The sequence below is a fragment of the Leifsonia sp. ZF2019 genome, from assembly GCF_019924635.1.
In the GTDB taxonomy this organism is placed as follows: domain Bacteria; phylum Actinomycetota; class Actinomycetes; order Actinomycetales; family Microbacteriaceae; genus Leifsonia.
Genome location: NZ_CP065037.1, coordinates 3,363,510 through 3,386,595 on the forward strand (window position 1 = coordinate 3,363,510; position 23,086 = coordinate 3,386,595).

21 protein-coding genes are annotated in these 23,086 nt (G+C 71.8%); 10 read left to right on the plus strand and 11 right to left on the minus strand.

Features of this window, described 5'->3' with window-relative positions; all coding sequences use genetic code 11:
• Positions 1 to 126: 126 nt before the first annotated feature.
• Genes IT072_RS16590 through IT072_RS16610 form a run of 5 tightly spaced genes read left to right on the plus strand, consistent with a single transcriptional unit; the run spans position 127 to position 8,006 of the window.
• Positions 127 to 4,812: an IPT/TIG domain-containing protein gene (locus IT072_RS16590; protein ID WP_223357938.1), complete on the plus strand. Its 4,686-nt coding sequence runs from the start codon at positions 127 to 129 to the stop codon at positions 4,810 to 4,812.
• A 31-nt stretch (positions 4,813 to 4,843) separates the two neighbouring features.
• On the plus strand, positions 4,844 to 5,455 hold the full coding sequence (locus IT072_RS16595) for a SipW-dependent-type signal peptide-containing protein (protein ID WP_223357939.1): 612 nt from the start codon (positions 4,844 to 4,846) through the stop codon (positions 5,453 to 5,455).
• 3 nt (positions 5,456 to 5,458) lie between these two features.
• Positions 5,459 to 6,097, plus strand: a complete 639-nt coding sequence (locus tag IT072_RS16600) for a SipW-dependent-type signal peptide-containing protein (RefSeq protein ID WP_223357940.1) — start codon at positions 5,459 to 5,461, stop codon at positions 6,095 to 6,097.
• Positions 6,098 to 6,123: 26 nt separating this feature from the next.
• Complete coding sequence (locus tag IT072_RS16605) at positions 6,124 to 7,530, plus strand: hypothetical protein (RefSeq protein WP_223357941.1); 1,407 nt, start codon at positions 6,124 to 6,126, stop codon at positions 7,528 to 7,530.
• On the plus strand, positions 7,527 to 8,006 hold the full coding sequence (locus IT072_RS16610) for a hypothetical protein (RefSeq protein ID WP_223357942.1): 480 nt from the start codon (positions 7,527 to 7,529) through the stop codon (positions 8,004 to 8,006). Before IT072_RS16605 ends, IT072_RS16610 begins: the two co-directional genes overlap by 4 nt.
• On the opposite strand, the gene IT072_RS16615 is transcribed toward IT072_RS16610, so the two are convergent.
• Positions 7,981 to 8,610, minus strand: a complete 630-nt coding sequence (locus tag IT072_RS16615; protein ID WP_223357943.1) for a TetR/AcrR family transcriptional regulator — start codon at positions 8,608 to 8,610, stop codon at positions 7,981 to 7,983. The genes IT072_RS16610 and IT072_RS16615 overlap by 26 nt on opposite strands.
• Positions 8,611 to 8,681: 71 nt before the next feature.
• On the opposite strand from IT072_RS16615, the gene IT072_RS16620 reads away from it, so the two are divergent.
• Positions 8,682 to 10,217: an MFS transporter gene (locus IT072_RS16620; RefSeq protein WP_223357944.1), complete on the plus strand. Its 1,536-nt coding sequence runs from the start codon at positions 8,682 to 8,684 to the stop codon at positions 10,215 to 10,217.
• A 133-nt stretch (positions 10,218 to 10,350) separates the two neighbouring features.
• Here IT072_RS16620 and IT072_RS16625 read toward each other — a convergent pair whose 3' ends face one another.
• Positions 10,351 to 10,695, minus strand: coding sequence for an ArsR/SmtB family transcription factor (locus tag IT072_RS16625; protein WP_223357945.1), 345 nt, complete (start codon positions 10,693 to 10,695; stop codon positions 10,351 to 10,353).
• 130 nt (positions 10,696 to 10,825) lie between these two features.
• On the opposite strand from IT072_RS16625, the gene IT072_RS16630 reads away from it, so the two are divergent.
• The 4 genes from IT072_RS16630 (at position 10,826) to IT072_RS16645 (ending at position 13,364) form a co-directional block, all read left to right on the plus strand.
• Positions 10,826 to 11,317 (plus strand): hypothetical protein, encoded by a 492-nt coding sequence (locus IT072_RS16630; protein WP_223357946.1) that lies wholly within the window; start codon positions 10,826 to 10,828, stop codon positions 11,315 to 11,317.
• 124 nt (positions 11,318 to 11,441) lie between these two features.
• Positions 11,442 to 11,855: a DMT family transporter gene (locus IT072_RS16635; RefSeq protein ID WP_223357947.1), complete on the plus strand. Its 414-nt coding sequence runs from the start codon at positions 11,442 to 11,444 to the stop codon at positions 11,853 to 11,855.
• Entirely contained in the window at positions 11,855 to 12,184 is a 330-nt protein-coding gene (locus IT072_RS16640; protein ID WP_223361008.1) for a DMT family transporter, read from the plus strand. Before IT072_RS16635 ends, IT072_RS16640 begins: the two co-directional genes overlap by 1 nt.
• Before the next feature lie 55 nt (positions 12,185 to 12,239).
• Positions 12,240 to 13,364: an epoxide hydrolase family protein gene (locus tag IT072_RS16645; RefSeq protein ID WP_223357948.1), complete on the plus strand. Its 1,125-nt coding sequence runs from the start codon at positions 12,240 to 12,242 to the stop codon at positions 13,362 to 13,364.
• 118 nt (positions 13,365 to 13,482) lie between these two features.
• On the opposite strand, the gene IT072_RS16650 is transcribed toward IT072_RS16645, so the two are convergent.
• The 9 genes from IT072_RS16650 to IT072_RS16690 all read right to left on the minus strand — a co-directional run bounded on the left by IT072_RS16650 (position 13,483) and on the right by IT072_RS16690 (position 22,919).
• Positions 13,483 to 14,547, minus strand: a complete 1,065-nt coding sequence (locus IT072_RS16650; protein ID WP_223357949.1) for a LacI family DNA-binding transcriptional regulator — start codon at positions 14,545 to 14,547, stop codon at positions 13,483 to 13,485.
• A gap of 12 nt (positions 14,548 to 14,559) precedes the next feature.
• Positions 14,560 to 15,633, minus strand: a complete 1,074-nt coding sequence (locus IT072_RS16655; RefSeq protein ID WP_223357950.1) for a C45 family autoproteolytic acyltransferase/hydolase — start codon at positions 15,631 to 15,633, stop codon at positions 14,560 to 14,562.
• 89 nt (positions 15,634 to 15,722) lie between these two features.
• Positions 15,723 to 16,784 carry a P1 family peptidase gene (locus tag IT072_RS16660; RefSeq protein ID WP_223357951.1) on the minus strand — a complete coding sequence of 354 codons (1,062 nt, stop codon included), beginning with the start codon at positions 16,782 to 16,784 and terminating at the stop codon, positions 15,723 to 15,725.
• Between the two features lie 14 nt (positions 16,785 to 16,798).
• Positions 16,799 to 17,830: a P1 family peptidase gene (locus IT072_RS16665; protein WP_223357952.1), complete on the minus strand. Its 1,032-nt coding sequence runs from the start codon at positions 17,828 to 17,830 to the stop codon at positions 16,799 to 16,801.
• Positions 17,831 to 17,844: 14 nt separating this feature from the next.
• Positions 17,845 to 18,600, minus strand: coding sequence for an ATP-binding cassette domain-containing protein (locus tag IT072_RS16670; protein ID WP_223357953.1), 756 nt, complete (start codon positions 18,598 to 18,600; stop codon positions 17,845 to 17,847).
• A complete protein-coding gene (locus tag IT072_RS16675) occupies positions 18,597 to 19,445 on the minus strand; it encodes an ABC transporter ATP-binding protein (protein WP_223357954.1) in 849 nt (282 codons plus the stop codon). Before IT072_RS16675 ends, IT072_RS16670 begins: the two co-directional genes overlap by 4 nt.
• Positions 19,442 to 20,323, minus strand: a complete 882-nt coding sequence (locus IT072_RS16680) for an ABC transporter permease (RefSeq protein ID WP_223357955.1) — start codon at positions 20,321 to 20,323, stop codon at positions 19,442 to 19,444. Before IT072_RS16680 ends, IT072_RS16675 begins: the two co-directional genes overlap by 4 nt.
• Entirely contained in the window at positions 20,320 to 21,291 is a 972-nt protein-coding gene (locus IT072_RS16685; RefSeq protein WP_223357956.1) for an ABC transporter permease, read from the minus strand. Before IT072_RS16685 ends, IT072_RS16680 begins: the two co-directional genes overlap by 4 nt.
• A gap of 2 nt (positions 21,292 to 21,293) precedes the next feature.
• Entirely contained in the window at positions 21,294 to 22,919 is a 1,626-nt protein-coding gene (locus tag IT072_RS16690) for an ABC transporter substrate-binding protein (protein ID WP_223357957.1), read from the minus strand.
• Between the last annotated feature and the right edge of the window lie 167 nt (positions 22,920 to 23,086).

A 23,086-nucleotide genomic window follows, 5' to 3' on the forward strand; every position in this document is an offset into this window, starting at 1 on the left:
CACGTGCGCGTCGAGGCGCCGGACGGAGACCCGTCGAATCACCCGGTCCGGGCGATTGAGACCCCTCCCCGCTCCAGCGAGGCTCCCTGTAAGGTCTCTCAATTCTTTCTCGCTGGGGGTTGCATCGTGGTATCCAGTCTCGACATCGGCACAGGAGCGCACAGACGCGATGAGAGGAGGTCACGGACCCCGCGCAGGCTGCTCGGCACCACCGCCGCGGGCGCGGCCGTCGCACTGACGCTCGCGGGTGCGGGCCTGTGGGCCCTGCCCGCGCAGGCAGCCCCCGGCGACACCTCCACCGCGACCGGCCAGTACCTCAGCGGCACGCTGATCGGCCTGGACGCGGCACTGATCGCCTCGCTCGGCGGCGAGGCCGCGGCGAGCACCGGCAGCGCCGACCAGACCAATGCGAACAACCTGAACGTCGGAGTGCTCGGGGTCGTGAACATCGCGGCTCCCGGCGGCATCCAGATCCCGCTGGACCTCGGCGGCGCCGGCGTTGTGTCGCAGTACGCGTCGGCACTCCAGAACGGCTCCTCGGTCGGTGCCTCCGGCCTCACCTCCGACTCCGGCGACATCGGCACCGGGATCACGCCGAAGCCCGGGATCGCCCCGGGGCCCCTGCACGTGAACCTGGCGCAGGCGGTGTCGTCGCTGGGCCTGCCGACCGCGACCCTCGACGAGCTGGCGCAGCTCGACCTGTCCTTGGGTGTCACCGGCGCCCGTGCGGCGCAGGCTGCGCCCACCGCACCCACGGGCGCCTACTCGATCGCCGGCGCGGGGCTCAGCTTCCACAGCGCGACGGTCGCCGGGCTGACCGGCGCGATCGACAGCCAGGTCACCACCGTGCAGAACCTCGTCAACGGGCTCGCGGGAGCGAACGGGACGCTGGCGAACGCGCTGGGCATCCTCAACATCCCCGGGGTGCTCACCACCACCGCCACCGTCACAGCCTCCGACCTCCAGGCCGCCGTCGCCCCGCTGCTCGCCGGCGAGATCACGAATCCGGCATACCCGGGTGTGAGCATCAACCTCGGGACCGGGACGGTCACGGTCGACCTCTCGCAGATCACCGGTCTCGAGAGCCAGGCGCCGAACACCGACATCCTGAGCGCTGCCGTCATCAGCGAGCTGGGCAACCGGATCACGGGCATCCTCGGCGGCCTGATCACACAGGTCCAGACGGTCCTGACCAACACGACCAACGCGCTGACGATCGATCTGTCCGCCACCGTGCTCGGACTCCCGGTCGTGACGGTCAACGAGACGATCGGGCAGCTCCTCGCCGGCGACACCAGCGGCATCAGCGTGGCGGGCATCGCCGCCGGCATCCCGCTCGGGACGGTCCTCTCCGCCCTGCTGACCCCGCTGAACTCGATCGGCGCCGCCGTCACCGCCCTCGGACCCGCGGTCCTCGCGCCCGTCGCCGGCACGCTCGTGCCGGCTCTGAACCCGGTGCTGCGTGGAGTCGTCCGGCTGACGGTCAACAACCAGGCCACCAGCGGTGGTGTCTTCACGGAGACCGCGCTGCGCGCCTCGGTGCTCCCCGACGCACAGGCGCTCACCCTCAACCTCTCGTCGGCGTCCGTCGGCCCGAACGCGCTGGCCGTCCCGCCGGTCGTCGACTCGCTCACCCCGACCAGCGGTCCGGCGGCCGGCGGGACCGCGGTGACCATCACCGGGTCCGGCTTCACCGGCACGACGGTCGTCACCTTCGGCGGAACCGCCGGAACCGCGTTCACCGTCGTGAACGACACCACCATCACCGTCACCACTCCCGCGCATGCGCCCGGCGCGACCGACGTCGTCGTGAACGGGCCCAACGGCAGCTCGGGACCGGGGACCTTCACCTTCCTCGCGGCACCGACCGTCGGCTCCCTCACCCCGACCAGCGGGCCGGAGACCGGAGGCACCGCCGTCACCATCACCGGCACCGGGTTCACGGGAGCCACGGGCGTCACCTTCGGCGGAACGGCCGGGACGGCATTCACGGTCGTGGACGACACCACCATCACCGTCTCCACTCCCGCGCACGCGCCGGGCGCGGCCGACGTCGTCGTCCAGAGCCCGAACGGAGACTCCGCCCCGGGCAGCTTCACCTTCGTCGCCCTGCCCGCCATCTCCTCCCTCGCGCCGACGAGCGGACCGGTGACCGGTGGCACGCCCGTCACCATCACCGGCACCGGTTTCACGGGAGCCACAGGCGTCACCTTCGACGGGACCCCGGGCGTCGGCTTCAGCGTCGTGAACGACACGACGATCACCGTCGCGAGCCCGGCGCACGCCGCAGGCCCGGTCGACGTCGTGGTGCAGCACCCGATCGGGGCCTCCGCCCCGGCGACGTTCACCTACCTCCCGCTGCCCGTGATCACCGGCGTCACTCCCGGCAACGGGCCAGAGACCGGAGGCACCGCCGTCACCATCACCGGCTCCGGGTTCACCGGCACGACGGGCGTGACGTTCGGCGGCACCCCTGGTGCGAACGTGGTCGTCGTCGATGACGGCACCATCACCGTCACCAGCCCGGGACACGCACCCGGCGCGGTCGACGTCATCGTCACCACGCCGGCCGGCGACTCGGCCCCCGGCGACTTCACCTACGACCCGGTGGTGGGCCCGCCCGCCATCGGCACGATCGCCCCCGACCACGGGCCGGAGACCGGAGGCACCGCCGTCACCATCACCGGCAGCGGGTTCACCGGCGCGACCGGGGTGACGTTCGACGGCACCACGGGGACCGCGTTCACCGTGGTCGACGCCAACACGATCACGGTCACCACGCCGGCGCACGCCCCGGGACCGGTGGATGTGGTCGTCACCAGCGGCGGCGGCGACTCCGCTCCGGGCGCCTTCACGTTCGACCAGCTGCCGGCGATCGCCTCGGTGACCCCCGACAGCGGACCGGAGACCGGAGGCACCGCCGTCACCATCACGGGCACCGGGTTCACCGGCGCGACCGGGGTCACCTTCGGCGGAACCGCCGGAACCGCGTTCACCGTCGTGAACGACACCACCATCACCGCGACCACCCCGCCCGGCACTCCCGGCACCGTGGATGTCGTGGTCCAGCACCCGAACGGAGACTCCCAGCCGGGAGACTTCACCTACCTCGAGGTCCCCGCGATCACGTCGCTCACGCCCACCACCGGGCCGGAGACCGGCGGCACCCCCGTCACCATCACCGGCACCGGCTTCACCGGCGCGACCGGGGTCACCTTCGGCGGAACCCCGGGCGTCGGCTTCTCGGTGGTGAACGACACGACCATCACCGTCGCGACTCCCCCGGGCACACCGGGCGACGTGGATGTCGTGGTGCAGCACCCGAACGGCGACTCCGTCCCGGGCACCTTCACCTACCTCCCCGTGCCGGCGATCACCTCGATCAGCCCGGACAGCGGCCCCGAGACGGGCGGCACCGCCGTCACCATCACCGGCACCGGGTTCACGGGAGCCACGGGCGTCACCTTCGGCGGAACCGCTGGAACCGCGTTCACCGTCGTGAACGACACCACCATCACCGCGACCACCCCGCCCGGCACGCCGGGTGACGTCGACGTGATCGTGCAGCACCCGAACGGCGACTCCCAGCCCGGCGACTTCACCTACCTGGCCGTCCCGGCGATCACCTCGATCACCCCGGACAGCGGCCCGGAGGCGGGAGGCACCGCCGTCACCATCACCGGCACCGGGTTCACGGGAGCCACGGGCGTCACCTTCGGCGGCGTCGACGGCACCGGCTTCACGGTCGTGAACGACACGACCATCACGGTCACCACCCCGCCGGGGACCCCGGGGACCGCGGCGGTCGTCGTGGAGCACCCGAACGGCGACTCCCAGCCGGGCGACTTCACGTACCTCGCGGCACCGCCGGTCATCGGCTCCATCGTCCCCGACATCGGGCCGCAGACCGGAGGCACGCACGTGACCATCACCGGCACCGGGTTCACCGGGGCGACGGCGGTCGTGTTCGGCGACGTCCTCCGCACGAACCCGGTCTCGGCGGCGGCCCTGGCGGTCCCGTTCGCGGCGGGCACGCCGGGGACCGACTTCACCGTCGTGAACGACACGACGATCACGGTCACCACGCCGGCGCACCTGCCGGGCACGTACGACCTGGTGATCGAGAGCCCGAACGGCGACTCCGAGCCGGCATTGTTCACCTTCACCCCGGTGGAGGGGGCGCCGGCGATCAGCGGCCTCACGCCGGACCACGGCCCGACGATCGGCGGAACCTCCGTCACGATCTCCGGCGCCGGGTTCACCGGGGCGACCAGCGTGACGGTCGACGGGGCCGCGGTGCCCTTCACCGTGGTGGACGACGGGACGATCACCATCGTCACGCCGCCGCACGCGGTTGGTCCGGTGCCCATCGTGGTGACCACGCCGGTCGGCCCCACTCCCGCGGCGACCTTCACCTACCAGACGGGCGCCACCGTCGGGACGGTCGACCCGGGCCACGGCCCGCAGGGCGGTGGCACGACAGTGACCATCACCGGCAGCTGCTTCACGGGCGCCACCGCGGTGCTCTTCGGATCGAAGCCGGCGACCTCGTTCACCGTCGTGAACGACACGACGATCACGGCCGTCACGCCCTCCGGGACGGGCACCGTCGCGGTCACCGTCACCGGATCGGCCCAGTGCGGCACCGGCACCCTCGCCGGCGGCTTCCGCTACGAGGACCCGGCTGCCATAGCCGGTGGACTCGCCGACACCGGTTCCGACGCCGGCGGCTTCAGCCTCCTGGGCGGATTCGCCCTGCTGCTGATCGCCTGCGGCGCCGGATTCCTCATCCGCCGTACCCGCCGGGCCTGACCGGACCCGGACGAAGAAAGGAGGAGTGTCCATGACCGAGACTCCCGCGGCCCCCGCCCCCAGCCGGCGGGCCCGCAAGCTCAAGGCCGTGCAGGCCGCCGGGCTCGTGCTCGGCGCCGGGGCCGCCGTGACGCTCGCCGCCTGGAACGACTCCGAGCTCGCCCGGGGCACGTTCAGCGCGGGCACCTTCAACCTCGTCGGCAGCGTCGACGGCACGACCTACACCGACCACGCGACGGCGGGCTCGCCGGCGACGCTCGGGTTCACGGTCAACGCCGCGACGCTGTCGCCGGGGGCGGTCACCGCCGCGCCGTTCGCCGTCGAGCTGGCGGCGAACACCACCAACCCGGCCGTCGTGACGATCTCCAGCGCGGGGTCGACGGGCACGGTCACCAACCTCACCTACGAGCTGCTGCAGACGACGACGTTCGGCTGCACGGCCAGCACGACGGGCACCGACCTCGTCCCGGCGGGGACGGCTCTCACCACGGTTCCCGGTTCGACCACGTTCCCGTTGACCCAGGGCACGGGAGGCGCGGCGGGGGCGCCGGTCTTCCTGTGCTTCAAGGTCACCGCGGGAGCGGGTCTCGCGCAGGGGCAGACCGGCGCCGCCACCTGGCAGTTCCAGGCGGCGAGCCAGTAGTCCATGCGTGAGGTGTCGCCGCCCCGCAGCCGGAGTGTTCGGGCCCTCCGGCTGCGGGCGGTGCTCGCCTCGGGACTCGTCCTCGGAGTGGGCGCGGCGGTCACCCTCGCCAGCTGGACCGACAACGAGTTCGCGACGGGCGCGTTCCAGACGTCCGTCTTCAACACCCAGTCGAGCGTGAACGGCGGCGCCTACACCGACAACTCGGTCTCGCCCGGGGCGACGTTCACCGTCGCCGGCCCGTTCGCGCCGGGAGTGTCGTCGTACTTACCCGTCCTCATCCAGACGACCGCCAACTCCGTCGCGGGGACGACCGTGCTGAACGGCGCTGTCCTCGGCGGCTCCGATGCAGCCACGCTCGGCGCGGCCCTGGTCTACCGGGTCGTCCGCACGACCGCCACCTGCAACGCGGCAGCCTTCACCGGCTCCCCCGCGTTCGTCGTCGGCGCTGCGGGGACCACCCGCGCACTGACGGCGGGGCAGGAGACCGGCGTCACCAATCCCCTCGCCGCCGCGACCAGCAGCTCACCGGGCGCGGCGACCGGCTTCTGCTTCGAGGTGACGCTGCCTGCCGGAGCGGCGAACAGCCTGCAGGGCAAGACGGCGACCGCCACCTGGCAGTTCGTCTCGACCTCGAGCTGAGCACGCGGAGCACGGGAGGAGCAGCCATGAGCATCCGGGAGCACACCGACGCCGTGCCCGACGCGCCCGCTCCTCGTCACGCCGCCGGACGGTCGGTCGCGCACGCGCCGCCCTCACAGCCGGTTCCGGCCGCGAAGCGCCCGGCGACACGTGCCGCCTCCCGCGCCGGGGACGCCCTCCTGACGCTGGCCTCCGTCGCCGGCGCCCTCTGCATCCTCGGCGCCATCGCGGCCGCGGTCTTCCACATCACCCTGATCCTCTTCAGCACCGGCTCGATGAGCCCGACCATCCCGGCGGGCGCCGTCGCGCTCGTGCGGGAGATCCCGGCGTCGGAGGCGCGCGTGGGCGACGTCGTGACCGTGGACCGACCCGGCGCACTGCCGATCACCCACCGCGTGGTGTCCTCCCAGCCCCTCGGCGGGGGCCGGGTCGAGCTCGTCCTCCGCGGCGACGCCAATGCCGAGAACGACCCCGCGCCCTACAACGTGTCGCACGTGCGGCTCGTGATCGCGAGCGTGCCCGGCGGGGCGCAGGTCATCGCGTTCTTCTCGAACCCGTTGTTCCTGGGCGGCGCGACCCTGGCGGCGACCGCGCTGGTGGCGTGGGCGTTCTGGCCGCGCGGAGGCGATCCGGCGCCGCGGCGCAGGCGCAGGCGCAGAGGCGGGCGCGACGGCACAGGCCCCGGCCCCGGCACAGGTACAGGCACAGGCGCGGGCACGACCGCGGGTTCTGCGGTCGCCGGCAGCGCGCTCGTCCTGGTGGCGGCCATCGGCACGGGCGCGGCCCTCGCCGTCGCCGTCCCCTCGTCCGCCCGGGCCGACGAGTCCGTGTCGAGCGGCCGCTACCTGACGCTCACGTCCGTCGCCGACCCGACGGCTTTCGCGCAACTCCGCCCGGGCGTCCCCGTCCGATGGGAGGTCGGGGTCGCCGCCGCCACGCCCTCCGCCGCGACGGTCGGGCTGGGCCTGTCATCGACCGGCCCGCTGACCGGCGTGCTCGACATCGGCATCACGGCGTGCGCGGTGCGCTGGTCGGGCACGTCGTGCCCGGGCGCCGCTCAGACACTGTTGGCCACGACACCGCTGTCCGCCGTGCTGTCCGGCCCGGAAGCCGCTGCCGGCGAGCCGCCCGCGCCCGCCGGTGTCGTCGCCGTCGGCGCCATGCCGTCGAGCGAGCAGCGCTGGCTCGCGATCGATGTCACGCTGCAGCCGGGCGCCGCGGACGGGTCGGCCGACCTCGACGTGTGGGCCTGGACCTCAGCCGACGACGTGCAGGCGGCCGCTCCCCCGGTAGCGCTCGCGGCGACCGGGGCGGCCCCGACCCTCCTGACGCCCCTGCTCGCGGGCGGCGCGGTCGTCGCGGGGGCCGGGATCGCCGCCGTCGCGGGAGCGCGCCGCCACCGCCACCCGGGCGACGAGTCGGGCGTGCGATGAGACGCGCCCTGCGCATCACTGCGGTCGGCGCCCTCGCGCTGGCCGCCGCCGGTCTGTTCGGCGTCTCGGGAGGCTCCCCCGCGCGGGCGGGCTGGTCGCGCTCGGTCTACGCCACGGGCTCCGCGACCTCCGGGACGTTGAACCCCGTCCCGACGGTCGCGTGCGGGTCGGCGGGCGGCCTCCTCGCCAGCAACATCCCGATCACGTGGACCACCCCGACGATCGGCGGCAACGCCATCGCCCCGCAGAGCTACACGATCGCCTGGAGCGGCAGCGCCGGCTCCGGCAGCACAACGGTCGCCTATCCTGCCACCACGGGGAACGTCACCGGCTCGACGCTCACCCTCCTCGGCACGTCCACGGTGACGGTCACGGCGGCCTACGGCAGCTGGACGTCGCCGGTGTCGTTGCAGACGCGCACCCTCACGACGACCCTGGGAGCGCTCGGGCTCATCGTGGGGTGGACGTGCGCCTGATGCCCACCGCCGGGAGCAGGATGTCGTCCAGGATCGAGAGCAGGAACTCCCGGTCGACCGCCTTGCGCTGCACGAGCACCCGGTAGGAGGCCATCGAGGGCGCGATGAGCGCGAGCTTCTCGATGTCGGCGTCGGCGGGGATCTCACCGCGCTCGACCGCGCGTCGCAGGAAGATGCGGTTGACGGAGGCGCGCGGCTCCACGATCGCCTCGTTGACGGCGTCGGCCAGCCCGGGGTCCTTCGCGAGCATGGACACGAGGCCGGCCATGATCTGGAGCTTCTTCTCGGCATCGACGATGGTGTGCGGCTTCATCATCGCGACCAGGTCGCCGCGCAGAGTTCCGGTGTCGGGGAGCGCGTCGAAGTCGATGTCGCCCTTCTTCATGCAGGCGACGGCGTCGATCACGAGGTCGGCCTTCGACGCCCAGCGGCGGTAGACGGTCGCCTTCCCCGCCTTGGCGCGGGCGGCGACCATGTCGATCGTCATGCGGTCGTACCCGGTCTCGGCGAGCACGTCGAGGGCGGCGTCGAGGATCTCGGGATCCCGCGTGTGGTCCCGTTTGCGCCCGAGCTTCGTCGCGGGGGCAGGTGCTGAGATGTCCATCTCCTCCAGTGTAGATGAATTTCTGAACAGATTAGATCCGGAACTGGTTGGTTTCGTATATGCTGGCCCGCATGTCGCAGACAAACCCCACCCCTTCGAGCGCCGCACCCGATGCGGCGGCGCCCTCCTCGCGCCGCTGGTGGACGCTCGTCACCGTCGCTCTGGCGCAGCTCATGGTCGTCCTGGATTCGACGGTCGTGAACATCGCCCTCCCCTCCGCGCAGGCCGACCTCGGCTTCTCGAACGCGGACCGCCAGTGGATCGTGACCGCCTACTCGCTCGCCTTCGGCAGCCTCCTGCTGTTCGGAGGCCGCCTCTCCGACCTCATCGGCCGCAAGCGCGCCTTCATCATCGGTCTCATCGGCTTCGCTGCGGCCTCCGCCCTCGGCGGCGCCGCCGACACCTTCGGCCTGCTCGTCGGCGCGCGCGCCCTGCAGGGAGCGTTCGGCGCGCTGCTCGCCCCGACCGCTCTCGCCGTGCTGACCACGACCTTCACCGTTCCGAGGGAACGCGCCCGCGCGTTCGGGATCTTCGGCGCGATCGCGGGAGCCGGCGGCGCGGTCGGCCTGCTGCTCGGCGGCTTCCTGACCGAGCAGTTCGACTGGCGCTGGAACCTCTACATCAACGTCGCCATCGCGATCGTCGCGATCGCCGGTGCGGCCGTCTTCGTGACCTCCGCGCACCGCACCGGCCCGCGCCCGAAGCTCGACGTGCCCGGCACGGTGCTCGTCTCCGGCGCCCTGTTCTCGCTGGTCTACGGCTTCTCGAACGCCGAGTCGGACGGCTGGGACTCGCCGCTCTCGTGGGGCTTCCTCGCCGCAGCGGGCGTGCTGCTGATCGCCTTCGTGCTCTGGCAGCGCCGCGCCCCGCACCCGCTGCTGCCGCTGTCGATCGTCGTCGACCGCAACCGCGCGGCCTCCTACAGCGCCATCCTGATCGCAGGCGCCGGGATGTTCGGCATCTTCCTGTTCGTGACCTATTACCTGCAGGCCACGCTGAAGTTCACGCCCATCCAGACCGGCCTCGCCTTCCTGCCGATGATCGTCATGCTGGTGACCGCCGCGCAGCTGTCGACCAACATCTTCGTACCGCGCTTCGGGCCGAAGGTCATGGTGCCCATCGGGATGACGATCGCCGCGACCGGCATGGTGTACCTCACCCACCTCGGCGTCACCGCGAACTACGCGGTCGACCTGCTGCCGCCGCTCATGATCCTCGGCTTCGGCATGGGCTCGACGATGCCCGCCGCGATCCAGACCGCCACCCTCGGCGTCGACCGGCACTTCGCGGGCGTCGCGTCGGCGATGGTGAACACCAGCCAGCAGGTGGGCGGATCGATCGGCACGGCGCTGCTGAACACCCTGGCGGCCACCGCGGCCACCGACTACCTCGCGGCGCACCTCCCGCCGACCGCGGAGGTCGCGGCGGAGGCCGCCGTGCACAGCTACGCGACGGCCTACTGGTGGGGCGCCGGGTTCTTCGCCTTCGGCGCCGTGCTCTCCGCGTTCCTCTACCGCCGCCGTGCCGCACTCGTGCAGCAGGCCGCGAGCGCGGCGGGCTCGGAGCCGTCCTCGGCCGGCGCACCGGAGCCCGTCATCGCCCACTGACGCCCCTCCCGCGCATCAGCGGGGACGCGGAACGCCGCTCTGCTCGCCGCAGAGCGGCGTTTCACGTCCCCTGTGTCGTTTGCCGTCGACAGGGAAGGGCCTCAGGCGACGAGCACTGGGATCGTCGCCGCGGTCAGGCGCAGCCGCAGTCGTCGCCCTCGCAGCATCCCGGCTCGACGTAGAGCACGACGCGCAGCAGCTCGTCCAGCGCGGGGGCGAGGTGGCCGTCGGCGAGGCGGTACCAGATGCGGCGGCCGTCGGGAACCGCCTCCACGAGTCCGCACCCGCGCAGGCAGGCCAGCTGGTTGGACATGACCTGGCGCGAGACGCCCAGCGCGTCCGCGAGATCGGACGGGTAGGCGGGCGCTTCGCGCAGGGCGAGCAGCACGCCCACCCGGGTCGGGTCCGAGAGCGCGTGCCCGAAGCGGGCGAGTGCAGCCGTGTGGGTGACGGTCGCCGCGGGTGCGAGGAGGCTCATAGCATCGAGGGTACAGAGAACCCTGAATTAAGGGAATCATGAATCGTCCTGGCTGTCCGGAATGTGCCGATCGAGCGCATACTCGGTAGGGGTGTGGAGGCCGACGCCACATCCATCAGGAGGACGGACCATGCAGCTCTCACGCGACGCGATCGGCCGGGCCGTGGTGGACGAGATCGGAGAGGGCGCGCTCGACGGCGCTCCCGCCACGTTCCTCGGTTCCATCGTGACGGGGGTCGCGCTCGCGGTCGGCGAGAGCGAGGTGCGCTACATGGGTGCGAGCGCCGTCCTCTCCGACGACGTCATCGGGGTCCGCGTTGGCGCGTTCACCGACGGCACGGTCGCGACCGTCGAAGCCGCCTACTCCCTCCAGAGCGGCACCGCGAACGTGACCACCCGCGTCCACCGGCGCGGCGACCTCGATCGGCTGGAGGTCATCGGCGGCACCCCCTCCCTCGGCGTCGACGACAACGCCGACTGGCCCGGCCGGTTCACCGTCCGCGCGAGCTACCGCGACGGTCTCGAGCTCACCATCCCCATGAGCGAGGCCAACACTCCGCAGAAGCGCAGCTCCGTCTGGACCATCCTCTCCGCCCTCCGCGAGGACCTCGCGAAGCGCTGATCCGGGTGCGAGACGTGACTCGTTGCGGGTGCGCCGGGCCTCGCACCCGCAAGAACTCACGTCGCGCGCCCGGTCTCATCTACGATTTCCGGACCAAGGAGGCGCTCATGCTCGGGGACATCGAGTGAGCCGCTGGCTCTTCCTCGCCGGGGCGATCCTCTTCGAGGTGACCGCTTCCCTGTCGCTCAAGGGCGCGCTGACGCATCCCGCGCTCTACCTCGTCGTCGCCATCGGCTACGTCGCGTCGTTCACCTGCCTCGGCGCATCGTTGCGGGCCGGGATGGCGCTCGGCGTCGCGTACGGCATCTGGGGTGCCACCGGCGTCGCCCTCACCGCCGCCCTGTCCACCGTCTTCTTCGGGGAGCCGTTCACCCCGCTGATGGGGATGGGCATCGCCCTCATCATCGGCGGGGTGCTGCTCGTCGAGCTCGGCTCGCAGGCGGCGCACCGCCGCGGGGCGGCCGCGTCCGTGGCGCGAGCGGCACCCTCGCCCACGACCGCCGCGGGTTCCGATCCGGTCGAGGGAGGCCGCGAATGATCGTCTGGCTCGCGCTCGCCGGCGCCATCGTCACCGAGGTCTCCGGCACGATCTCCCTCCGCATGGCCACCACCGGCCCCTCTCCGAAACGCATCTGGTACCTCCCTGTGGCGGTCGGCTACGTGCTCGCCTTCACTCTGCTCTCGGTCACCCTCGCCCTCGGTCTCCCGCTCGGGATCGCCTACGGCATCTGGGCCGCCGTCGGCGTCGCCCTCACCGCCGTCCTCGGTCGCCTGCTCTTCCGCGAGCCCCTCACCCCGGTGATGGCGCTCGGCATCCTGCTCATCGGAGCCGGTGTGGTGCTGGTGGAGCTGGGCGCGGCGCACTGACGCGCCGGGAGGGACCGCGAACGCTGGCGCCGGCATGGCGCGTACGGTGGTGGCGATGAGCATCGACGACTTCCGCATCCACGTGTCCGACGAGCTGCTCGCCGATCTGCGCTCCCGCCTCCGGGCGACCCGCTTCGTCGAGCCGCTCGGCTCCGTGCCGTGGGACGGCGGCGCCGGCGGCGCGGTGCTGCGCGACCTCGTCGATTCGTGGCTCGCCTTCGACTGGCGGACGCGCGAGGCGGCCCTCAACGCGTACGACCAGCGTCTGGCCGACGTGGGAGGCCATCGACTGCACTTCGTCCACGTCCCGGCCGCCGGATCGGCGGAGACGCGCATCCCCCTCCTGCTGCTGCACGGGTGGCCGAGTGCGTACACCGAGTATCTGCCGCTCGCAGGACTGCTCGCGAACCCGGCCGCGGCGGGTTCGGACGCGCGGATCGCCTTCGATGTGATCGTCCCGTCGCTGCCGGGCTTCACCTTCTCCGAGCTGCCGGAGGGGCCGCTCACCCGTGCCGCGATCGCGGCGGACCTCCACGAGCTCATGACGACCGTGCTCGGCTACGACCGTTACGCCGCGTTCGGCGGGGACATCGGCGGGGGTGCGGCGACGTGGCTCGGGGTCGACCATCCGGATCACGTGATCGGGATCCAGCTCCTCCACGCCCCGTTCCCGAGCGACGGCGAGGCGCGCACCGAGGAGGAGCGCGACTATCTCGCGTCCGTCGACGCCTACGACGCGAGCGACGGCGGCTACAGCGAGATCATGTGCACGCGCCCGGACACCATCGCTGCCGCTCTCGCCGACTCCCCCGCCGGTCTGCTCGCCTGGATCGCCGACAAGTGGCATGACTGGGTGGACGGCGATCTGGACGCGGCCGTCGCCCGGGACGAGCTGCTCACGATCGCCACGCTCTACTGGGCGACGGGCAGCGTCGGCACGTCGTTCCGGCAGTACTTCGACTACGACGCGAATCCTCCGCGGCCGCCGATCGCCGCGCCGGTCGGCGTGCTGCTCAGCCGCGAACCCGTCATGGCGGGCTTCCCGCGTTCCCTCGCCGAGCGGGCGGCCGCCGACCTCCGCTCCTTCGAGCGTGCTCCGCGGGGCGGCCACTTCCTCGGCCTGGAGCAGCCGCACCTGGCGGCGGACCGCATCAGGGAGTTCTTCGGCGGGCTCGCCTGAGCCCGCGTCCTACCAGCCGCAGGCCGTGAGCTTCGCGACCGCCTCCGTGAGGACCGTGGGTCCGCCGACCAGCGTCACCATGGTGACACATCTCCCTGTCCTCCGGCTTCCGCACGACTCAGTCGTCGCGGCGCTGCCCGAGGCGTGCGGAGGCGGAATCGTCGGAGATGTCGAGGGCTCTCGCCGTCGAGTCCCGGAGGTTCAGGCTGAGCGGGAGCTCCTGGGCCGTCGGCGGCTCGACGCGGCCCTGCAGCAGGTCGAAGAGCAGGCGGGCGCACGCCTGGCCGGCTTCGCCGCCCTTGGTGTCGATCGCGGTGATCGGCGGGTGCGCGGCGCGGAGGTCGCTGCTGTCGACGCAGGACGCGAGGAGGATGTCGCTGCCGATCCTCCGGCCGTCCGCAGCGAGCGCGTGGGAGATCGCGGTGGCCACCCCGTCGCCGGCGCCGATCAGCGCGTCGGTGTCGGGCGACTGCTCGAGCAGGGTCCGGGCGGTGTGCTGCAGTGTCGCCGTGTCGGCTCCGAACGGGGCCACCTCGAGGCGGGGCTCGACACCGATCGTGCGGCACCAATCGCGGTAGGCACCCTGGATCGCGTGCGACCAGTCGGAGTTGGTGGTCGAGGCGATCAGGGCGGGGTGCTGCGCGCCGCGGGCGTTGAGGTGCTCCAGCAGCAAGGTGGTGTACTGGGCGTGGTTCGACCACACGACGCCCGCCGGCTGTCGCCCTCCCGGCAGGCGCTCCGACGAGACGACAGGGAGCCCGGTCCCCAGCAGCCGGGTGATCATCGGGTCCTCGAGGACCGGGTCGATGAGCACGATGCCGTCGACATGCGGGCTGTACGCGGGGCGGGCGTCCGCGGCCGCGACGATGAGCGTCACGTCGTAGTCGAACGCCGCGGCCTCGTTGACGACCCCGTACACGAAAGACAGGTAGTGCTCGCTCCGGACGAGCACCTGCGGGATGTAGAGGCCGATCGCCCCCGTGGTCGCCGTGCGCAGCGAGCGCGCTGAGCGGTTGATCGAGTACCCGAGGCGTTCCGCGGCGACCATCACCGCGTCGCGCGTCGCCGGCGAGACCCGGCCACGCTCGCTGAGGGCGTCGGAGGCCGTGGTCTTGCTGACGCCGGCGGCCCGGGCGACGTCGATGATCGTCACCGGTGCGTGCGTCGGAGCTTTCTGAGCCATGCTCCCCTCCCCCTAGAAGACCTGCCAGGATTCCCGCGACGCTGTGCACGGGCCGCCTTCGTGGAACTGGAGATGCGCGTGCTCCAGGTCGAGCGAGATCGTGAGCAGGGTCTGCCAGCGGTGCTCGAAGGCGAGGTGGGGGTCGGGGTGACAGCACACCGGCGCACCGTCCGCCTCGTGGATGAGCATACCGGCCACCCGCCGCAGAGGATCGGAGGACGAGAGCGACGCCCGACGCTCGCGCAGCCGGTCCAGCCGGCGGTAGCTGCTGGAGGTGCCGGGGACGAGTTCCCCGGGCGCGAGACGGTCGTCGAGGAAGTGATTGGTGTGGAGGAGCAGGCCACCGTCGGAGGGCAGTACCGTGGCGTGACCGCCGGGGCTCAGCTCCACGCTGACCGCCTGCGGACCCGCAGTGGAGGCGGCCACGATCGTGAGCACCGTGGAGGCGGTGACCTCGGCGGACAGCGCGATCGCCACCGCCTCCTCCAGCGTTCCCGCTCCGTCCAGGACGCCGCGCGCGACCGCGTGCACCGGGACGCCCATGCCGCCGCCGTCCTCGGCGTGGTTGAGGATGTTGAAGTGCACCCCGACGCCGTCGCTGTTCACGCCGATCTTGCCGAGGATGCCGAACTCGGTGAAGTAGCGCACCTCGCGGCCCTCGGCCGTGCGGGAGCGGACGACGAGCGTGTCGTCGTTGGAGACGTCGTGCCAGTCCCAGGTCTGCACGGTGCGGGGCGCACCGGTCTCCGGGAGGTAGACCGACGTCGAGCACTCGCCCTCCCCGATCGCGCCGACGGTCGCGAGGATCTCGGTTCGCGCGTTGAGCATCCCGAGCTCCCACGCCGCCCGTCCCGAGCCGGCCGCGAGCCCGCGGAGCTCGTCGGCGAGGGCCGGACGCCACGACGCGATGCGCTCGATCGCGGTCAGCCCGAGGGGCGGGAGGTCGTCGGCGGCGACGCCGACAACCTCGAACAGCTCGGTGTAGCCGGCGATGTTCGCGGCGATCCCGTCGGCGAAGGCGCGACCGAGTTCCTCCCCGCGCAGGAACGGGTCGGTCTGGGTCGTCTCGAAGCGGCGGACGGTCATGCGTTGTCCCTCTCTGGGCTCGGTGCTCGGTGCTGTGTGGCGGGTGTGCGGTGCTCGGGTCCGTTGTGCCGGACCGGGAGCGGGACGGGTCAGCGCGCGCTGCTGAGCACGGCGTCCCACGCGAGTTCGGACGCGATCGCCCCGAGCGCGATCGAATTGACGGCCTGCTCACCGAGCCGGGTGCTGCCGGCCGGCGGGAGGGCGACCTCGTCGGTGGTCAGCGCGAAGAGCGTGTCGCCGTCGTGGTTGGTGTGGAACGGCTGGATGGCGCGGTTCATCGAGCTGTGCACCTGCCGTCCGAACAGCCGCAGCTCCTTGTCGTCGAGCTTCACGTTGGTGATCACCGCCGTCACCGTGGTGTTGCCCGGCGACGTGGTCGGAGCCTCCCCGGCGAGCAGGGCGGCCTCGTAGTCGATGACGGGGAGTCGCCGTTCCCCGGTCTCGCGGTCGTAGTTGCCGCGGATGACGGTCCCGTCCCGGTCGACGATCACGCCGACCGGGTTGACGACCGTGACGACCAGGATGCGCACGGGCCCGATCCGGCGGAAGGCCGCCCCCTGCCCGGTGAACTCGCACCGCGAGAGATCGACTTTGCCGGCGGAGGCGGCGATGCCCGCTCCCACCCGGCCGACCGGGATGGCGTCCTCCCGAGCCGCCAGCAGGGCTGCACGGCCGAGGGCGGCGTCCGGGACGATGCCGGTGTCGCGGGCGGCGAGATCGTAGATGACGGCTCCGGAGGCGGACCGCAGGTCCTGCCAGCCGACCCGGTTGCCCGTGCGTGCGAGAAGCTCCTCATCGACGCCGGTGGCCGCAGCCAGACCGTAGGACGATCCCCCGGCGAAGCAGATCGCGTGGTTGAGCTCCTCGTAGCGGCCGATGATGCCGATCGCGCCGCCCCGCGCGTCCACGGAGGTGCGCGCACCGGCCGGCACGGAGATCACGGTCGCGCCGGTCGGTCCCTCGACGTATTCGGCCGTGCCGACGGTGACGCCGGGGAAGTCGAACGCGACCTCCGAGCGGCCGGGACCGTGGGACGGGACGAGCTCGACATCGTCGTTGCCGACCCGGTCGCCCCAGAACGGCGGAGGGGTGAGCCGGTGCGGGAGGCTGTCGTCGTAGAGGGGCATCGTCGTTCCTTCGGTGCTGGTCATCGTCGTCTCCCGGTTCATCGCGCCGCTCGCAGCACCGCGTCCCAGGCGAGCTCGGAGGCGAGCGCGCCGACGGCGATGGCGGTGATCGGATCGTCCGCGCTCTCGGCGGCGTCCCGTTCGTCGAGATCGACCTCGTCGGTGGTCAGTGCGAACAGGGTGTCGCCGTCGAGCGCGGTGTGGAACGGCTGGATGGCGCGGTTCATCGAGCTGTGCACCTGCCTGCCGAAGTGGATCAGCTCCCTGTCGCTCAACCGCACGTTGGTCACCACGGCGGTGATCGTCGTGTTGCCGCGCTCGGAGGCCGGCCGCTGCGCGCGCTCGAGCGCCGCCAGGTAGTCCGGCTCCAGGCGACGGCGACGGCCGGTGGCCGCGTCGTAGTTGCCGCGGATCACGTCGCCGTCCCTGTCGACGATCACGCCGACGGGGTTGACCACGGTGATGACGAGGACGCGTGCACGGCCCACCTGACCGAATGCAGCGCCCTGGCCGGTGAGCTCGGTGCGCGCGTAGGACAGCTTGCCCGCGCTCGCGCTCGCTCCGGCGCCGACCCGGCCGACCGGGACGCTGCCGTGCTCGGCGGCACGGATCGCGGCCCGGCCGAGGGCCGCGTCCGGGAAGATCGCGTTGTCGCGGGCCGAGAAGTCGTAGATGACCGCGGTGGAGACGAGCTTCAGGTCGTCGACGGCACCGCGGTTGCCGCCGCGCGCCCGCAGTTCGTCGGCGACCCCGGAACCCGCCGACAGCCCGTACACCGAGCCGCCGGTCAAGCAGATCGCGTGTGCGAAGTACTCGAACCCGCTGCTCAGGCCGATGGCCCCGCCCCGGGCGTCGATCGCAAGGCGGGCTCCGGCCGGGATGTGGAGCACGGTGGTGCCGGTCGGGCCTTCCGCGTACTCGGCCACGCCGACCTCCACGCCGGGGAAGTCGTATTCGACGCGGTCGGCGCCGGTGCGCGTGAGCGGGACGAGGTCGAGATCGCGGTTGGCGATGCGGTCGCCCCACACCGGCACGCCGGTGAGTCGGTGGTCGGCGGTGGCGGGTGTCACGGTGCCTCCTGTTGTCACAGTGCCTCCAAGAGCTGGCGAGAGTATTCGTGCTGGGGGGTGTCGTAGAAGCGGCTCGTCTCAGCGAGCTCGACGATCTCGCCGAGCCGCATGACCGCGATCCGCTGCGCCACATAGCGCACCGCGGCGAGGTCGTGGGAGATGAACAGCGCTCCGAAGCCGTGCTCGGCCTGCAGGTCGACGATGAGGTTCAGGATCTGCGCCTGGACCGAGACGTCGAGCGCGCTGACGGCCTCGTCGAAGACGATGAACCGCGGCCGGGTGATCAGCGCACGCGCGATGGCGATGCGCTGACGCTGACCGCCCGAGAGCTCGTGCGGAAAGCGGTCGGCGAGCGCCGGGTCGAGCCGGACCTGTTCGAGCATCCGCGCGACGGCCGGCGCGTGGGCCGAGAGCTTCGAGCGGTCGAGCGCGGCCAGAGGCTCGGCGACCGACAGGGCGACCGGCAGACGCGGGTCGAGCGACCAGAACGGATTCTGCGGAACGGTCTGGACGAGCCCCAGCCTCTCCTTCCGCCTGCCGTACGGCTTGCCGAGGAAGCGCACGTCGCCCGAGGTCGGCGCGCGCAATCCCAGGGCGACGGCCGCGGTCGTCGACTTGCCGGAGCCGGACTCGCCGACCAGCCCGAGGGTCTCACCGGGGGCGACCGCGAGACTGACGTCGCGCATGGCGGTGAGCACCGACCGGCCGCGGCCCCAGCCGCTGACGAACTCGGTCGTCACGTGGTCGAGTTCGAGGATACTGGCGGTCATGGTCGCTCCGTTCTCGAGAGGGCCGCGACGTCCGCGACGCCGAACGACCCCGTGCGGATCCGTTCGCCGGGCGTCGCGCGGGCGGGATCGGCCGCCGCGAGGGAGACGGTGTACGGGTGCTGCGGGTGCTCCAGGACCTGCGCGGCCGGGCCGTCCTCGACGACCGTGCCGCCGTACATGACGACGACGCGGTCGCACCAGCGACCGACCGAGCGCAGATCGTGGCTCAGCCAGAGGACCGTGGTGCCGGCCTCCGCGGCGAGCCCGAAGATCAGCGTCGCCACGTCGGCGCGCACGTTGCTGTCGAGCGCGGCGGTCGGCTCGTCGGCGACGAGCAGACGCGGCGAACGCGCCATGGTCATGGCGATCACCACGCGTTGCGCCATCCCGCCCGAGATCTGATGCGGGAACAGGCGCAGCACCCGCTCGGGCTCCCGGATGCGGACGCTCTCCAACCGGGCGACCAGGGCCGCCGTGTCGGTCGGGAGGCCGCGGAGTGCGAGCGCCAGCTGGCGCCCGATCCTCATGGTGGGGTCGAGCGCGGCCACGGGATCCTGGGGGATGAAGCCGAGGCAGTCTCTGCGGAGGCGACGGATGCCGTCGTCGCCGAGGTCGAGCAGCGCGCTGCCGTCGACGAGCGCGCGTGTCGCGGTGACGGTGGCGTTGGCCGGCAGGAGCCTCCCGCACAGCAGCCCGAGGGTGGACTTGCCCGAGCCGGACTCGCCCACGATGCCGACGGTCTCGCCCGGCTCGACGCGCAGGGTGGCGCGGTCGAGGGCGCGCACGCGGGTGCCGCGGGTGGAGTACTCGACGGTGGCGTCCTGGAGGTCGAGGATCGCGGTCATGTCAGTCTCCTCGCTTCCCGCGGGTCGAAGCGGTCGCGCAGGGCGTCGCCGATGAGGTTGATGGCCAGGATGGCGACGACGAGCACCGCTCCGGGGGCGATGATCAGCCACGGCGCCGTCACCATGTAGACCGTGCCCTCCTGCACCAGCAGACCCAACGAGGACGCGGGCGGCTGGACGCCGTAGCCGAGGAAGGAGAGCCCGCCTTCCACGAGGATCGCGACCGAGAGCGCGTACGTCCCCTGCACCGCGACGGTGCCGGCGACGTTGCGGAGCACATGCCGCGTCATGATCGTCCGGGAGGTCACACCGCTGATCACGGCCGAGGTGATGAAGTCGCGCTCGACGACCTGCCGGGTCGCCTGCCCGACCATCCTCGTCATCAGCGGCACGGTCACGAGCACGATGCTGGCGAGGGCGGCCACGATGCCGGGACCGACGACGGCCGCGACCAGGATCGCGAGCACGATCGCCGGGAACGCGTAGAGGATGTCGCCCACCCGCATGATCGTCCCGCCGGTCTTGCCGCCGCGGTAGCCGGCGACGATGCCGCAGAACGTCGCGATGACCGCGGTGAGCGCGACGGCCACGGCCGACAGCAGCAGCGTCGTCGTGATCCCCTCCAGCAGTCGGGGCAGGAGCGAGCGGCCGAGGCTGTCCGTCCCGGCGGGGAACTCCAGCGACGGCGGCGCCAGCCGGCGTCCCACGATGTCGGTGGGGCTGCCGCCCAGGCCGAGCAGGCGGCCCAGGACCGCGGAGAGGAAGAGGACCGTCAGCACCCACATGGCCGACGTGGTCAGGGCGTCGAACGAGGCGAGGTAGCGCCAGGCCCGTGCAAGGGCGTTGCCGCTGCGCTTCTCGGAGATGATCGCGGTCATGCTCTCCTCCCCTTCTTCGCGACGCTGACGCGGGGGTCGATGACGCCGGTGAGCACGTCGACCATCAGGCTCGCGAGCACGAAGACCGCGGTCGCGAGCAGGACGCAGGCCTGGATCACGGTGTAATCGCGGCGGCTCAGCGCGAGGACGAGGTAGCTGCCGAGGCCGGACACGTTGAACACCTGCTCGACGATCACGGCCCCGCCCAGGAGGTAGGCCGTGATCGTCGCGGTCAGGGTCAGGACGGGGATGAGGGCGTTGCGCAGGACGTGGTGCCGCACGATGAACCACGGCGACTCCCCGCGGGCGACGGCGGCGGCGATGTGCGGCTCGACCAGCACGCCCATCACCGAGTCCCGGGTCGTGCGAGCGGTGGCCGCCACGCAGAAGATGGAGAGCACCAACGCCGGCAGCAGAAGACTCACCGTCCCCGCCCAGAAGTCCTGAGCCGGGGAGACGAAGCCTCCCACCGACAGACCCAGATCGAACCGGGAGAACACGAACACCACGATCGAGCCGACGACGAACTCCGGGAGGCTGATCCCGATGGTCGACACGATCCGCGTGAGCGCGCTGCGTCGGCCGGTCGACGCGTGCGTGCCTGCGGCGATCCCGAGCGGGACACCGACGAGCAGGGTGACGATCATCGCGATCGCCGCCAGCATCGCCGTGACGGGGAGCCGTGCGAGGATCTCGTCGAGCACCGGTCGCTGGCTGGCGAGCGACAGGCCGAAGTCGCCGCGCATCGCGCTGCCGAGCCAGAGCGCGTACTGCTCGGGCAGGCTCTTGCCGAGGCCGAGCGTCTGCCGCAGCTGCTCCTTCGCCGCGTCGCTCGAGAGCGGGCCGAGCACGATCTGGCTGAAATCGCCGGGGAGGCTCCTGATCGCCACGAAGATCAGGATCGAAGCGCCGAGCAGCACCGCCAGTGCGCTCAGGAGCCTCCCCGGAAGCCACCGGAGGACACGCATCGCTACTTCGACCCCGTCAGCCGGAAGTCGGTGAGGTAGCGGAAGATGTCGCCGTAGCCCTCGGTCGAGTTGATCGTGGCGCTCAGCTTGTCGGTGCGGTACGCGATCACGCCGGGCCGGGTCATCAGGGGCACCTGCTCCGCCGTGCGATCGACTTCGGCGCACAGCTTGGTGAGGACGGCGTCGCGCGAGTCGCCGACGGGCTCCTCGTTGGCCTGCACCACCAGGTCGTTGAGCGTCTTCGAGCCCGTCATGAACCGCGAGGTGAAGGTAGCCTGGTCGGTGTTCCACCAGCGCGAGACCATCGCGGCGTCGCCGTAGCCGGCGTACCAGCTGATTCCGAGGTCGGCCGATGCGGTCTTGTCGCCGCCGTAGAACACGTCGGTGTAGGTCGCGGTGTCGACGAGCTTGATGTCGACCGTGATGCCGTAGGGCCGCAGCTGCTGCTGGATCACCTGTGCGATCTTGCCCGGCGCACTCTCCTCGTTCCAGGTGACCAGGCTGAGGCGGATGTCGCTCGCGCCCGCGTCCTTCAGCAGCTTCGTGATGTCGTCCTTGCTGAGGGTGGCGGACGGGAGCTCGGAAGGCGTGCAGGAGCCGGGGAGCCCGACCGGGGTGACGCCCGTGGCCTTGCCGTGGCCGGCGAGCGTGAGGTCCGACAGCTGGGCGCGGTCGATGGCGGCGTTCACGGCGAACCGCACCTTCTCGTCATGCAGAGGGGAGGACGGGTCGGTCGAGTTGAGGATGAGGTAGTAGAAGTCGGTGTTCTGCTGGTTGACCGCCTTGACCTCTTTGGTGCCGGCGAGGAGATCGAGCGTGTCGGCGTTGTTGAAGAAGGCGTACTGCACGCTGCCGTCGCGGATGGCCGCCAGGCGGCTCGCCTCGTCCGGGACGATCTTGATGTCGAGCGTGTCGGGGCCGACCTTCTTCGCGTCGTAGTAGTGCGGGTTCTTCTCGAAGGTCCACGACTCGTCCTGCACGTGCGAGGAGGCGACGTAGGGACCCGTGCCGACCATCTGCTTGGCGAGGTCGATCGTGCCCGCGCGCACCTCCGCGGCGGGGACGATCGCGGCCGGGGTGTTGGCGAGCGCTCCGAGGAGCGCGGTGTACGGCGCGGAGAGGTGGATGGTCACCTCGTCGGGCGCGTTGACCTCCACGGAGGAGATCGGGCCGAGCTGGAGCGCCCAGGACGATTTGCTCTCCTGGAGCAGCTCGATGCTGCCCTTGACGTCGTCTGCGGTCATGGGACGGCCGTTGGAGAACACGGCGTCCGTGCGGAGGTGGAAGACGTATTCGGTGGGGCTGACGATGTCCCACGAGGTGGCGAGTTCGGGCTTGAACCCGAACTTCTGGTCGACGGTGACGAGCGTCTGATAGCTGAGCCCCTCGATCGTCCAGGAGCGTGCGGTGGTCGCGTACCGCGGGTCGAGGCCGTTCGCCTCGACCGTGTCGTAGTCGAGGTCGGCGTGCAGGGTGCCCCCGGTGGGGAGCGAGGTGTCTGCGACGCTGAGGAAGCCGGGAGAGACGTCGCCGGTTCCCGAGCTGACGTCTTTGTCATTCGAGGAACAGGCGGTGAGGAGCAGGGCGACCGTGACGACGGCCGTCCCGATTGTCAGGGATTTTCGCATGCTGGCGACTCCTTGCGCTGTGGGTGCGGCGAGGCCGCGGGGGCGGGCGGATGGGGGTGGGGGGACCCGGAGTTGCAGTGAAGTGCGATGCCGGATCGTTCCGGCATTGGAGGCAATGTAGCGTCACCTCGCGAACCGCGTCAATACCCCGAAGCGAGAAAACATCA